Annotated in this window: 11 protein-coding genes and 1 pseudogene; 4 read left to right on the plus strand and 8 right to left on the minus strand. The window is 72.6% G+C overall.

Translation table 11 applies throughout. The features are described from left to right. Window positions 1-266: 266 nt before the first annotated feature. Window positions 267-1,400 carry a hypothetical protein gene (locus tag AB0O00_RS18890; RefSeq protein WP_363653161.1) on the minus strand — a complete coding sequence of 378 codons (1,134 nt, stop codon included), beginning with the start codon at window positions 1,398-1,400 and terminating at the stop codon, window positions 267-269. Between the two features lie 271 nt (window positions 1,401-1,671). Next, the gene (locus tag AB0O00_RS18895) at window positions 1,672-2,343 is read right to left on the minus strand and encodes a maleylpyruvate isomerase N-terminal domain-containing protein (RefSeq protein ID WP_363653163.1); all 672 of its coding nucleotides are present in this window, start codon (window positions 2,341-2,343) and stop codon (window positions 1,672-1,674) included. A gap of 108 nt (window positions 2,344-2,451) precedes the next feature. On the opposite strand from AB0O00_RS18895, the pseudogene AB0O00_RS18900 reads away from it, so the two are divergent. Further along, a pseudogene (locus tag AB0O00_RS18900) lies at window positions 2,452-2,868 on the plus strand (MBL fold metallo-hydrolase); the annotation flags it as partial. A 66-nt stretch (window positions 2,869-2,934) separates the two neighbouring features. On the opposite strand, the gene AB0O00_RS18905 reads toward AB0O00_RS18900, so the two are convergent. Next, complete coding sequence (locus AB0O00_RS18905; protein ID WP_363653165.1) at window positions 2,935-4,068, minus strand: hypothetical protein; 1,134 nt, start codon at window positions 4,066-4,068, stop codon at window positions 2,935-2,937. Window positions 4,069-4,217: 149 nt separating this feature from the next. Then, entirely contained in the window at window positions 4,218-5,072 is an 855-nt protein-coding gene (locus tag AB0O00_RS18910) for a DUF6159 family protein (RefSeq protein WP_363653167.1), read from the minus strand. A gap of 33 nt (window positions 5,073-5,105) precedes the next feature. Here AB0O00_RS18910 and AB0O00_RS18915 point away from each other — a divergent pair, with 33 nt between their 5' ends. Both AB0O00_RS18915 and AB0O00_RS18920 read left to right on the plus strand, forming a co-directional pair. Further along, window positions 5,106-6,077 (plus strand): DUF2797 domain-containing protein, encoded by a 972-nt coding sequence (locus AB0O00_RS18915; RefSeq protein WP_363653169.1) that lies wholly within the window; start codon window positions 5,106-5,108, stop codon window positions 6,075-6,077. A 98-nt stretch (window positions 6,078-6,175) separates the two neighbouring features. Beyond that, window positions 6,176-7,090 (plus strand): alpha/beta fold hydrolase, encoded by a 915-nt coding sequence (locus AB0O00_RS18920; protein ID WP_363653171.1) that lies wholly within the window; start codon window positions 6,176-6,178, stop codon window positions 7,088-7,090. 67 nt (window positions 7,091-7,157) lie between these two features. Here the strand turns inward: AB0O00_RS18920 and AB0O00_RS18925 are convergent, their stop codons facing one another. The 4 genes from AB0O00_RS18925 to AB0O00_RS18940 form a co-directional block, all read right to left on the minus strand. Continuing rightward, entirely contained in the window at window positions 7,158-7,463 is a 306-nt protein-coding gene (locus tag AB0O00_RS18925; RefSeq protein WP_363653173.1) for a hypothetical protein, read from the minus strand. 338 nt (window positions 7,464-7,801) lie between these two features. Further along, entirely contained in the window at window positions 7,802-8,539 is a 738-nt protein-coding gene (locus tag AB0O00_RS18930) for a succinate dehydrogenase/fumarate reductase iron-sulfur subunit (protein WP_359971109.1), read from the minus strand. Then, window positions 8,536-10,479, minus strand: a complete 1,944-nt coding sequence (locus tag AB0O00_RS18935) for a fumarate reductase/succinate dehydrogenase flavoprotein subunit (RefSeq protein ID WP_363653175.1) — start codon at window positions 10,477-10,479, stop codon at window positions 8,536-8,538. Before AB0O00_RS18935 ends, AB0O00_RS18930 begins: the two co-directional genes overlap by 4 nt. Beyond that, window positions 10,476-11,180, minus strand: coding sequence for a succinate dehydrogenase cytochrome b subunit (locus tag AB0O00_RS18940; RefSeq protein ID WP_363653177.1), 705 nt, complete (start codon window positions 11,178-11,180; stop codon window positions 10,476-10,478). Before AB0O00_RS18940 ends, AB0O00_RS18935 begins: the two co-directional genes overlap by 4 nt. Window positions 11,181-11,275: 95 nt before the next feature. Here AB0O00_RS18940 and AB0O00_RS18945 point away from each other — a divergent pair. After that, window positions 11,276-12,001 (plus strand): LysR substrate-binding domain-containing protein (locus AB0O00_RS18945; RefSeq protein ID WP_363653179.1); only part of this gene is annotated, 726 nt, incomplete at its 3' end.

The raw sequence follows: 12,001 nt of genomic DNA on the forward strand, positions 1-12,001 counted from the left end.
AGCGACGAGCTGGAACTCCTCGCCGTCGGCTTCCTGGCGATGCTGGCCTACTCGATCCAGCCGCCGGACGGTGTCCGGGGCGGTGTCCGGGGCGGTGTCCGGGGCGGGCTTCGACGGCAGGCGGCCATCACGGCCGGGGCCTTCCTGCCCGGCCTCACCGTGAGCGCGTGCCGGTGCCGAGCAGGACCTCGAACAGCTCCGCGCACGCTGCGACGGCGCCCCCCGGGGGAAAACCTCCGGCGGCGCCGTCGCGGTGTAGGGGTGGGTCAGCCGGAGCACCCGGGGACGGGGGTCGGGCTGCCTGCGCAGTTGGTCGGGTGGTTGTCGGCCACGGCGGTGGCGATGAGTCCCACCGTGCCGGCCTTGTTGTAGATGCCGCCGGGGGCGGTGTCGGCGCTGTTGTCGGTCACGGTGCTGGCGATGAGGGTCGCGGTGCCCAGGTTGAAGAGGCCGCCGCCGGTGGCGCCCGGGCTGTTGGCGGTGTTGCCGCTGACGGTGCTGGCCTCCAGGGTCAGCGTGGCGGTGCTGATGTTGGCAATGCCGCCGGCGTTGCCCGCGGTCGCGGTGTTGCCGCTGACGGTGGTGTCCTGCAGCGTCATGGTGCCGTGGTTGCTGATGCCCGCACTGACGGCTGCCGTATTGCCCTTGACCAGAGCCGATTGCACTGTGGCGGTGCCGCTGTTGAAGATGCCGCCGACGGCACCGGCTGCGGCGTTGTCGCTGACGTCGCCGCCGTTCATCGTCAGCTTGCCGTTCGCTCCGATGAAGACGCCGCCGCCGTTGCCGCCGGAGTTGCTCCTGATGCTGCTGGCCTGCAGGGTCAGCGCGCTGCCACTGAAGATGCCGCCTCCGAAACCGGCTGCGGCCGTGTTGTGGTCGACGCTGCTCGCCCGCAGGATCACCGTGCCGTTGACGAAGGTGGCGATCCCGCCGCCGACGCCACCGGCGGAGTTGCCGGTGACGGTGCTCGACTGGAGTGTCAGGCTGCCGGCGTTGATGTTCTGGATGCCACCGCCGTCGCCGGGAGTGCTGCCGCCCCTGATCGTGCCGCTGTTGAGGGTGAGCTTGCCGCCGTCGACCCTGATGATGAAGAAGTGGGGAGTGCCCGCTGCCGTGGACCGTTCGATGATGTCCCCGTCGGCGTTGATGGTGATCGGAGTGGTGATGGCCGGCAGGCCCGCGTCGCCCCCGTTGAACGCCGTGGTGAGGGTGTACGTGCAGCCCGGGGCCAGGTTCAGGGTGCCCCCACCGGACCCGTTGGCCGTACTGATCGCGGTGATCAGTGCCGCGGTGTCGCACGGAACGAAGGTCGCGGCCCCGGCGGTCGTCGGGACGACGGCCAGGCCGAGACCGAGGGCCGTGCCCGTCGCAAGGTACCGGGGGATGTGCAGATTCCGCATGGTGCTCCTCAGGGAACTCACGGGCCGCCCGAGCTCGACTGTGGAGTGGGCCGGCAGGTCGGCTCCGACGGCACGCGCCTGTCGCTCGCGGGGATTGAGAGTCGACGCGCTGCTGGTTCGTCGGAGAAGGACCGGAGAACTGCTGTTTTCAGGCAGGTGCAAACAGCAGATGCCAACATCTGAGCAGATAGGCGCCGAACCGGCCCGCCGATGCTTCCGGATGGGTGAGCGGATTGCTTCGTTCCGTCATCGGACCCAGCCCGCCCGCGTGCTACCCCCTCACATCGGCGTGCCAGCGCCACTCCGTGCGTCGGGGGTGGCCGGGGAGTGGGGTTCGGCCGGTGGCCCATAGGAGGGTGGGCCAGGGGGCGGTGGTTGTGGTGGGGAGGTCGGGGAAGAGGCGGGTGAGGGTGCGGTGGCAGATGTCGGCTGGGGGGTTCCAGGGGAGGTCGAGGCCCTGGGCCACGTCGTGTAGGTGGACGAGGAGTTCCACCAGGCTCATCGCGACGAAGCCGGTCGGGTCGGCGAGGCCCCACGGGTGGTAGGCGCGGACGTCGGGTGAGGTGGTGCGGGCGATGGCGACCATCAGGCCGCCGCTCGCCTCCAGGACCTCGATGAGGCCCTCCACGCCCGCCTCTCGTGCGGCGCGGACGAAGTTGTTCGGCGCCCCCGGGGTCTCGCGCGTCGAGACGAACGGGACGTAGCGGTCCTGCGGCGGCCGGGCGGGCCCGAGTTGGGCGGCGTAGGCGAGGAGGTCGTCCGCGAGGTGCTCGACGGTCTCCCAGCAGGACCAGCCGATCGTGCCGGCGGGGCGGGACCAGTCGGCGTCCGCGGGGGCGCCGCGCAGGGTGTCGGCGGCGAGCCGGAGCGCGTCGGCGAGGTCGTCCGGGGTGGGGACGGGAGTGGGGGCGGGACTGGGGGCAGGAGTAGGGGCGGCGTTCATGATCGCGATCGTAACGGCCCGGCCCACCGCGCGCCGTCGATACCCCTGGGGGTACGTCTGCTAGGCTCCGCCCTGATACCCCCAGGGGTACATCCGTGAGGAGGGCGCGTGTACTTCGTCGACATCCTGGAGAGCGGGGCGCCGGGCAGCCACGGCTACCTGGCCGGCGGGCCCGGCGGGGCGGTGGCCGTCGATCCCCCGGCCGACGTCGACCGGGTCCTCGCCGCGGCCGCCCGCCGGTGCGTCCCGATCGCGTACGTCGCCGAGACCCACGTGCACGACGACCACGCCACCGGCGGGCCGGAGCTCGCGCTGCTCACCGGCGCGCACTACCTCGTGCCGGCCGACGCGGCCGTCTCCTACCGCCGCGTCCTGGTGCACGACGGTGACGAGTTCGACCTCGACCCGGCCGAGGGCCTCGCCCTGCGGGCCGTCGCGACGCCCGGCCACACGCCGCACCACACCTCGTACGTCCTCACCCGGCACGGCCGCCCCCTCGCCGCCTTCACGGGCGGCCCGCTCCTGGACGCGGTGGGGGTGGCCGGACTTCCGGGCGCGACGGCCTGATGGGTCGGAAGAGCTGGTGAAAACCTAGTGCAGGACGTCGAGGACGTTGTCGGCGTCGTTGACGAAGTAGACCGCGTCGTTGTCGAGGTCCAGTGCGAGGCCGAAGAGCGCTCCCGCGCCGGGCGGGGTGCCCTCGCTGTTGATCGTCTTGGTCGCCACCTGGCGTCCGGCCGGGGTGGTCTCGACGATGTTGCCGTCCCCGCCGTTGACGGTGAGGATGTCGCCCCTGGGCGTGATCGCCATGCCCAGCGGGGCGTTGAGGCTGCCGCCGGAGGTGACGACCCGTCCGATGCCCGCGCTGTTCCTGCGGGTGATCGCGTCCGGGATGGCGGTGATCCGGCTCAGCACGGTGTCCGCGACGTAGAGCGTGCCGTTGTGCAGGCCGACCCCGGTCGGGCCGACGACCAGGGCCGCAGGGTCCGTCCGCTCGGGGAAGCCGGAGCCGATCTCGGTGAAGGCCACCGGGACGGGCGGCTGGTTGCCCTCGGCGTGCAGGGTGATCCGCAGGACGGTGCCCTCGTCGACCTCCGCGCCGTTGCCGGCGACCGTGTCGTTCAGCACGTTGGTGACGAACAGCTCGCTCCGCTTGCCGAAGCTGACGGCGGTCATGTCCCACGGGCCGTTGATGCCGTTGTTCGCGATGGTCTCCCGGACCGTCCCGTGCTTGTCGAGCACCAGCAGGCAGCCGGCCTGGGCGGTGGCGGACGTGCCGTCCGAGGTGGGGAGGCTGCCGACCACGACCCAGCCGCCGGGCAGGACGGTCAGCGCCGTCGTGAGGCCGACCCCGCCGGGGCACGGGCCGGGCAGGTGGGCGGGGTCGATCGTCGCGAACGTGCTCAGCGTGCCGTCCGGGGCGACCTCGACCAGGGTGGTGCCGGTGCCCTGCTCACCGGCCGGCGGGTTCGCCGAGTTGTTGAAGTTGCTGACCAGCACGCTGCCCCGGTGCAGGTCACCGATGCTCTCCCGGATCGTGAACGTGCCGTACGGGTTCACGTCGCCGTTGGCGGGGACGGTCGACCCGACGAGCGACACGGTGTTCAGCCGGTCGAGGAACGGCCGCGGCTCGGCGGCCCCGGCCGGGGCCGGGGTCGCGGCGGCGGTCAGGCCGAGGGTCAGCGCGGCGGTCGCCAGCGTGCTCGAACAAGCCCGAAGTCTCATATGCGGTGCCTCCTGGAGGGCGGGCCCGGGACGGTCCGTCCCGACCCGCGGAAGTTCTCGGATCGCCCCCAGGACGCCACGCTAGGCACGCACCCCCGCACCCCGCCCGACGACGCCGCCGAATGCCGGGCGCCCGGGTGAAGCGCCCGTCAGGCGCGGGCCTCCCGGTAGAGGCGGGTGCGGAACACCCCGGACAGGCTCGCGCTCACTGCCGTTGCGACGGCGGCCAGGAGTCCGGCGCCGACGGCGGCGAGGATCATGAGTGCGGTGTCGTTCGAGCGGAAGCCCAGGATGAGCAGGCCGAGTGCCGCCAGCCATGCGAGCAGTGCGGGCAGCGCGATCCACAGCGAGCCGCGGACGATCCGGCCGCCGTCGCGGCCGAAGCTCCGTCCGGAGTTCCGCAGGGCGTCCCGGAGGCCGAGGCCGTCGATCATCATGGCAGGGAGCACCAGGTAGGTAGCGAAGCCCCAGGCGATGCCGAGGGCCTTCTCCAGGACCCAGCCGACCACCGGCACGCGCTCCAGCAGCGCCCCGGCCAGCCACACGAGGATCCCGGTCGCGGCCCACGCGGCGATCGCCGGGAAGCGCCGAGCCGCCCGCGCGTAGCTGCGGCCGACCGTCACGGGCCGGCCGCTCAGCGCGTCGTCGGCGGCGAGGATCAGGGCGGCGTTGAAGAAGGTGCAGATCAGGGTCACCAGCGCGACCCCGGCGACGGCGAGCGCGATGTTGCCTGCGGATCCGCCGAGTTGGGGCCAGAGGGCCACCTCCAGCGCGACCAGGAGCCCGATCGCCGCCGCCACGACGACCCCGGCGATGCCGGGCATCGCCAGCAACTGCTTGTGCGCCCACAGCACGCGCGCCGATTCCCGGACCGGCCTCGTCCCGTTCATCCGTCCCCCCAGTAGGTCGTCGAGTGCGTCGTTGAGCGTGTCGTCGCGTGCGTCGTCGAGTGCGCGGACACCGTACCGGCCGTGCCCGCTGTCAGTGGTGGCGGGTAGCCTCACCGACCGAGACCCGTTCCGACCGAGAGGAGCCCCGTGGCGATCGCACCGCAGCACCCCGACCGGCCCGCCGGCTGGGTGTCCACCGGCCTGAGCTGGCAGGACGGGCAGCCGCGGCTCGGGGCCGTGTGCGGTCCGCGGGTGCACGAGCGCGTCGTCGCGGCCGGGACGGAGGTCGGCTGGCTGCTCGGCGGGCCGCGCCGGTGTACGGGGGCCTGGCTGGCCGGTGCCACCGAGCGCACGCCGTGTCCGCACCACGCGGAGATCGATTCGGGTGGTGCCGCCGTGCAGTGCCCGGCCTGCCAGAGCGTCGACCGCGGCCTGGCCCTCGCCCGGGACCAGATCCTCGACGACGGCCGCACCTACCTGCTCTACCTCGCCTGGTTCGGCGACGGCCTGCTCAAGGTGGGCCTCACCGCCGAGCAGCGCGGCGACAGCCGGCTCCTCGAACAGGGCGCGCTCGCCTACGCGTTCACCGCCCGCGGCGGCCTGCCGGCGATCCGCCGCGCCGAACTCACCGTCGCCGCCTCGGGCCTGGCCCGCGAGCGGTTCAAGAGCCGCGCCAAGACGGACCGCTGGTGGTCGCACGGCGACGTGCCGCACCGCCGGGCCGTCCTCGCCGACGCCCGCGCGCAGGCGCACGGGCTCCTGCGCGGCCACGCCCTGGAGCTGCTCACCGACCGTCCGGTGACGGACCACGTCGAGCGCTTCGGCCTGACCGGCGGCGCCCCCGAGAGCTACCGGCACGTCGACGGGCTCGCGCACGGCGCCGTCCTCGCGGGCACGCTGCGGGCCCCGGTCGGCCGACACCTCTTCCTCGACCAGACCGGCGACCAGACCGACGAGAAGACCGGCGACCGGGCCGACGGCGCCGGCCCGCTGCTCCTGGACACCCGGCTGCTCACCGGCTGGACGCTGACCGCCGTCACCGGCCGCGCCACCACCGGCGTCACGCTCGCGGAGCGCGTCCGCCCGCCGGAGCCGGACACCCAGGAAGCGCTGTTCTGAGTCGACCCGCCCAAGCTGGTTGCTTATTGAAACCACAACCCACTAGCCTCGCCCCAAGTGGTTTCAACCTGCTACCAGCATGGAGTGAGCACCCCGCGATGATCGCCGCCCACGAGACCTTCGACGGCACCTTCCCCTACCGGCCGCACTTCAGCACCGCCCCGGGCTTCCGGATGCACCACGTCGACGAGGGCGCCGGCCCGGTCCTGCTCTGCCTGCACGGCGAACCCACCTGGGGCTACCTCTTCCGCGACCTGGTCCGCCGCTTCGCCCCCACTCACCGGGTGGTCGTCCCCGACCATATGGGCTTCGGCAAGAGCGAGACGCCCACCGGCCGGACGTACCTCCTGCAGGACCACGTCGACAACCTCGTCGCCCTCGTCGACGACCTCGGCCTGCGCGACATCACCCTCGTGCTGCACGACTTCGGCGGACCGGTCGGCATGGGCCTGGCCGCCCGGCGCCCCGGGCTCATCGCTCGGGTGGTCAGCCTCAACGGGCCCACGCCGTTCGGCCAGCCCCGGCTTCCGGACGCGCTCATGGCCAACGCGGCCGAGTCCCCGTGGTTCCGCTGGATCGCCCGCGCGCACGCCGACGGCAGCCTGGACGCCGTCCTCGGCGAACTCGGCTACACGATCCTCAGCACCCTGAAGCTCAACGGCTTCGAGAACAACGCGCTGATCACCGACACCTGGCTGCGCGCGTACGGTGAGCCGTTCCCCACCCGCGCGGAGGCGGCCGGCGCGCTCGGCTGGGCGAAGGGCTTCGCGACCGGGGCCCACGTGTTCAAGACGCCGGACGCCGAGGCCCGCGCCGCGCTCGCCGCCGTGCCCGCGCTCGCCGTCTGGGGCGGCGCAGACCGGACGCTGGCGGCGCGGCACTTCCTGCCGCTGTTCGCGGAGGCGTTCCCGCACGGACGGATCGTCGAGCTGCCGGGCGTGGGCCACTTCAGCCCGGAGGACGCCCCGGACACCGTCGCGGCGCTGCTCCAGCAGTTCCTCTCGACAACCTGACGCTTCGACAGCCTGCCGCTTCAGCAACCCGATGCTTCAGCAACCCGACCCTTCAGCGACCCGAAGCTCAGCCCAGCCGCCCGCGAACCCCGCCCGGCCCCGAGCGCGACCGGCGCGAGAGCGGCGGCCGCGACGGGCGGACGTCGCTGCGCGCGGGCGCCGGTTCGGCGTCCGCCGCCCGCCGGGCGGCCGCGGCGCGCGCGGCGGCCAGCGCGATCCGCGCGAGCAGCGGGTCCTCGCGGACCCCGGCCGCCCGCTTGGCCGTCTGGCAGCGCGAGCACCAGATCGGCGAGGCGGGCCCGTCGGGGTACGCCAGGCTCTCGGGCGGCAGGTAGTGCCCACCGCACTCGACGCATTCGAAGACCAACCTCATCCGACGATCACCGTCCCGGATCCGTGGCACCGACCGCATGGCGACCAGAAGGTGTGGATCCTCGGCACCATGCTTCCTTCCTCGTCCAGTTCGACCGTGGCCTCGGTCTTCTGGGTCCCCCCGGACCCGCCGCAACCGGAACAGGACTGAACCTCGGGCATATGCCGTCCTTCCGTAGCGGAGGACCACCGTAGCGCGAAAATCCGCGCAGCAGCACCGCTCCTGACGATCCACCACTCCATTGGGGAGCGCGCGAACGCCCCGCGCGCCCCGATGGACGTCAGCGGACGCCACAAGCCCCTCGTGCACGCACGAGGGGCCATGGTGTGAAGGCGAGTTCAGCCGCGCGCGGCCTTCAGGAACTCGCGGTTCATCGCGGCGATGCTGGGGAGCGGGATGCCCTTGGGGCAGGCGGTGGCGCACTCGCCGGTGTTGGTGCAGCCGCCGAAGCCCTCGGCGTCCATGGCGGCGACCATGTTCCGCACCCGCGAGGCGCGTTCGGGAGCGCCCTGGGGGAGCACGTTGAGGTGGACGACCTTGGCGGACGTGAAGAGCATCGCCGAGCCGTTCGGGCAGGCGGCCACGCAGGCGCCGCAGCCGATGCACTCGGCGTGCTCGAAGGCGGTGTCGGCGGCCTCCTTGGGGACGGGTGTGGCGTGCGCGTCGGGGGCGCTGCCGGTGGGGGCGGTGACGTAGCCGCCGGAGCCGATGATCCGGTCGAAGGCCGAGCGGTCCACGACGAGGTCCTTGACGACCGGGAAGGCCGAGGCCCGCCACGGCTCGACGTCGATGGTGTCGCCGTCGGTGAAGTGCCGCATGTGGAGCTGGCAGGTGGTGGTGCGTTCCGGGCCGTGGGCCTGCCCGTTGATGACCATGCCGCAGGCGCCGCAGATGCCCTCGCGGCAGTCGTGGTCGAAGGCGACGGGCTGGTCGCCGCGGGTGATCAGCTCCTCGTTGAGGGTGTCGAGCATCTCCAGGAAGGACATGTCCGGGCTGATCCCGCTGACCTCGTAGGTGGTCATCGCGCCGGGGGTGTCCGGGCCCGCCTGGCGCCAGATGCGCAGGGTGAGGTTCATGCGTAGCTCCGCTGGGTGGGGTGGACGTAGTCGAAGTCGAGCGCCTCGCGGTGGAGGACGGGTGCGCTGCCGGTGCCGGTGAACTCCCAGGCGGCGGCGTAGGTGTAGTCCTCGTCGCGGCGGGCGGCCTCGCCGTCCGGGGTCTGGCTCTCGGTTCGGAAGTGGCCGCCGCAGGACTCGGCCCGGTGCAGGGCGTCCAGGCACATGAGCTCGGCGAGCTCGAAGTAGTCGACGAGCCGGTTGGCCTTCTCCAGCGACTGGTTGAGCTCCTGGCCGGTGCCCGGCACCTTGATGCGGCGCCAGAACTCCTCGCGCAGCAGTGGGATCCGCTCCAGCGCCCGGCGCAGCCCGGCCTCGTCGCGGGCCATGCCGCACTCGTCCCACAGGAGTTCGCCGAGTTCGCGGTGGAAGGAGTCGGGGGTGCGGTCGCCGTTGACGGCGAGGATGAGGCTGAGCCGGTCCTCGACCTCGGCCTCCGCCTCGGCGACGGAGGGGTGGTCGGCGGGGACGGCCGGGAACTCCTCCCGGGCCAGGTAGTCGTTGAGGGTGGGCGGCAGGACGAAGTAGCCGTCGGCGAGGCCCTGCATGAGGGCGCTGGCGCCGAGCCGGTTGGCGCCGTGGTCGGAGAAGTTGGCCTCGCCGATCGCGAACAGGCCGGGCACGGTGGTCTGGAGGTCGTAGTCGACCCAGAGCCCGCCCATCGTGTAGTGGATCGCGGGGTAGATCCGCATCGGCACCTGGTACGGGTCCTCGGCGGTGATCCGCTCGTACATGTCGAAGAGGTTGCCGTACTTGGCCTCGACGGCGTCCCGGCCGAGCCGGCGGATGGCGTCGGCGAAGTCGAGGTAGACGCCCTGTCCGCCGGGGCCGACGCCGCGGCCCTCGTCGCAGACGTTCTTGGCGGCGCGGGAGGCGATGTCGCGGGGCACGAGGTTGCCGAAGGACGGGTAGATGCGCTCCAGGTAGTAGTCGCGCTCGTCCTCGGGTATCTCGGCCGGCGGCCGCTGGTCGCCGCGCGCCTTGGGCACCCAGATCCGGCCGTCGTTGCGCAGCGATTCGCTCATCAGGGTGAGCTTGGACTGGTGGTCGCCCGAGCGCGGGATGCAGGTGGGGTGGATCTGGGTGAAGCACGGGTTGGCGAAGAGGGCGCCGCGCCGGTGGGCCCGCCAGATGGCGGTGGCGTTGGAGTTCTTGGCGTTGGTGGAGAGGTAGAAGACGTTGCCGTAGCCGCCGCTGGCGAGCACGACGGCGTCGGCGATGTGGCTGCGGATCTCGCCGGTGACGAGGTCGCGGGCGACGATGCCGCGGGCCCGTCCGTCGACGACGATGAGGTCGAGCATCTCGGTGCGCGCGTGCATCTCGACGTTCCCGGCGGCGATCTGCCGGGAGAGTGCCTGGTAGGCGCCGAGGAGCAGCTGCTGGCCGGTCTGGCCGCGGGCGTAGAAGGTGCGGGAGACCTGGACGCCGCCGAAGGAGCGGGTGTCGAGCAGGCCGCCGTACTCGCGGGCGAACGGGACGCCCTGGGCGACGCACTGGTCGATGATCTCCACCGAGACCTGGGCGAGCCGGTGCACGTTGGACTCGCGGGCGCGGAAGTCGCCGCCCTTGACGGTGTCGTAGAACAGCCGGCGCACGGAGTCGCCGTCGTTGCGGTAGTTCTTGGCGGCGTTGATGCCGCCCTGGGCGGCGATCGAGTGGGCGCGGCGCGGGGAGTCCTGGAAGCAGAACTGGACGACGTGGTAGCCCTGTTCGGCGAGGGTGGCGCCGGCCGCGCCGCCGGCCAGGCCGGTGCCGACGACGATCACGGTGTGCTTGCGGCGGTTGGCCGGGTTGACCAGCTTGGCCTCGAACCGCCGCTGGTCCCAGCGCTGTTCGATCGGCCCGGCGGGCGCCTTGGTGTCGGCGATCGGCTCGCCGACGGTGTAGGACGCGTAGCTCATTTCACGACTCCGGTCATCACGGCCACGGGGACGGACAGGAAGCCCACGGTCAGGACCAGGGCGAGGCCGTTGGCGGCCAGCTTCAGGGCGCGGTCCCGGCGGGCGTTGTTGGCGCCGAGGGTCTGGGCGGCGCTCCAGAAGCCGTGCCGGATGTGCAGGCCGACGGCGAGCATCGCGACGATGTAGAAGACGTCGACGTACCAGCGGCCGAACGTGGCCACGATGTTCTGGTACGGGTGTCCGTGCTCGGCGGCGGGGTTCACGGTGAGCGTCGTCAGGTCGAGGATGTGCCACACGATGAACAGCGCGAGGATCACCCCGCCCCAGCGCATCGTGCGCGTCGCGTAGCTTGCGCGGCGGCGCTGGTGCACGTACTTGCTCGGACGGGCGGCGAGGTCGCGCCGGCTCAGCTGGTAGGCGGACACGCCGTGCAGGACGACGGCGGCCAGCAGGCCCACCCGGGCGATCCACAGGAACCACTCGTGGCCGAGGAAGGGCTGGCCGATCGTGCGCAGCCAGGCCGCGTACCCGTTGATGTCGTCGGGGCCGAGGAACACCTTGAGGTTCCCCAGCATGTGCGCGACCAGGTACAGCAGCATGGCCAGTCCGCTGACGGCCATGACGGCCTTCTTGCCGACGGTCGACCGCCAGAGGGTCGCCAGGGTGGACGGGTGCCGGGCCGTCCGAGTCGCGGTTGTCATGGCAGCAACGGTAGGGAGGGCCGCAAGGGTGCGTCCAAGACATGATTCGGCTCGTGACGATAGCCGGCGCCTATCATGGGCCCTATCCTGGCCCTGTGCAGCTCCAGCAACTCCGCTACTTCCTGGCCGTCGCCGAGACCCGCCACTTCACGCGCGCGGCCGAGGCGGCGCACGTGGCGCAGCCGTCCCTCTCGCAGCAGATCCGGTCACTGGAACGGGAGTTGGGTGCCGAGCTGTTCCACCGCACGCGCGGCCGGATCGCGTTGACGGACGCGGGGGACGCGCTGCTGCCGCTGGCCCGGCGCATACTCGCGGACACCGAGAGCGCGCGCCTCGCCGTCCAGGAGACGGTCCAGCTGCGCCGCGGCCGGGTGCGGCTGGGGGCGCCGCCGAGCCTGTGCACGAGCCTGGTGCCGGACGTCCTGCGGGCGTTCCGGGACGGCTACCCGGGGGTGGCGCTGGCGGTCCGCGAGGGCGGCTCGCGCGATCTCGTCCGCTGGCTGGAGGCGGGGGAGCTGGACCTCGCGCTGGTGATCGCCCCGGCGAGCGGGGAGCCGTCGCCGGCCCTGGACGTCACCGAACTGCTGCACGAGGAGCTGGTGCTGGTCTCGGCGGACCCGCTGAAGAAGCGCCGCACGGTGCGGGTCGCGGAGCTGCGCGGACGGCCGCTGGTGATGTTCCGCGAGGGCTACGACGTGCGCGAGGCGACCCTGGCGGCCTGCCGGGCGGCCGGGTTCGAGCCGGACTTCGCGGTGGAGGGCGGGGAGATGGACGCGGTGCTCGGCTTCGTCCGGGCCGGGCTCGGACCCGCGGTGGTGCCC

This window comes from Kitasatospora sp. NPDC093558, from assembly GCF_040683475.1.
Classification (GTDB): Bacteria; Actinomycetota; Actinomycetes; order Streptomycetales; family Streptomycetaceae; genus Kitasatospora.